Genomic DNA, 1,015 nt, shown 5'->3' on the forward strand with positions numbered 1-1,015 from the left:
ATTTATACTATCATAAGCAATTGACTTTGTCAACAACTTTTTTATTTTATTTTCAATCTTTCTCAGAAACCCGTTTGCGTTTCCGCTCTTATTTCCTCGATTGATTTGCCCTTGTCTCAAGGACGTATGTTATGATACCAGAGTTTCCAAGGATTGTCAACGATTTTTCTATATTTGTTATTCTTTTTATTTTGTTGTGATTTTTTAGAATATTTTGTCATTTCTATTTATTTCACACATACTAAATTAAAAAATCAATAGCATTCCCACCAGCTTATTTTGATCCTTCTTGCGGAAATGCCGCTGATTTATTTTGCGCCATTTTCTTCTATTATCATATATACAACTATTTGCTCTCTTCTCTTTCCAAACACTACAGTAACGAGATTGCGGTGTGCCATTTTTCAAAACTGTACATAATATATAATTTTAATAATGGGTATGGAAGAAAGCGACTGAAAAATCCAGATACCGCCTGTTTGAGAAGCTCACTTCCCTGTTTCAGGAAATTAATCTTGAGCTTCAATACACGGGGATAAAGTTCAGTATTAATATAGAATACTCGCCAGAATACTTAAAGGAAGCCGCATCGAAATACGCAGAAATCTGGCAGTTGGATGAAACAACGTTTGTCGCCGGTAAAGGACATCGAAAGTCAGTCCAGCAGCGCCATTATGAAAAACTTAAGGAATATCTGTCAAATTGGAATTCCCTATTACACAAAAAAACCGCCATACATTTCTGTACAACGGTCTTCTTTATATACCTTCAAAACTGCACATTGAATTTCTTCTACTCTCTATCTTCCATCCTTCAGGAAATAACTTCCTCTTTCCTATCCAATCCTTAACCATATCCTTTTGGTTAAGCCCTCGACCGATTAGTAACAGTCAGCTTCATGTATTACTACACTTCCACCTCTGCCCTATCTACCTCGTCGTCTTCAAGGGGTCTTACTACTTGCGTATGGGATATCTCATCTTGAGGGGGGCTTCACGCTTAGATGCCTTCAGCG

The 1,015-nt window shown here is 36.8% G+C and carries 1 rRNA gene; it reads right to left on the bottom strand.

Annotated elements, in window-relative coordinates:
* Positions 1-860 precede the first annotated feature (860 nt).
* Positions 861-1,015, bottom strand: a 23S ribosomal RNA gene (locus DWZ45_RS14395); the annotation flags it as partial.

Source organism: Clostridium sp. AF32-7AC, from assembly GCF_003477925.1.
Lineage (GTDB): Bacteria > Bacillota > Clostridia > Lachnospirales > Lachnospiraceae > Otoolea > Otoolea fessa.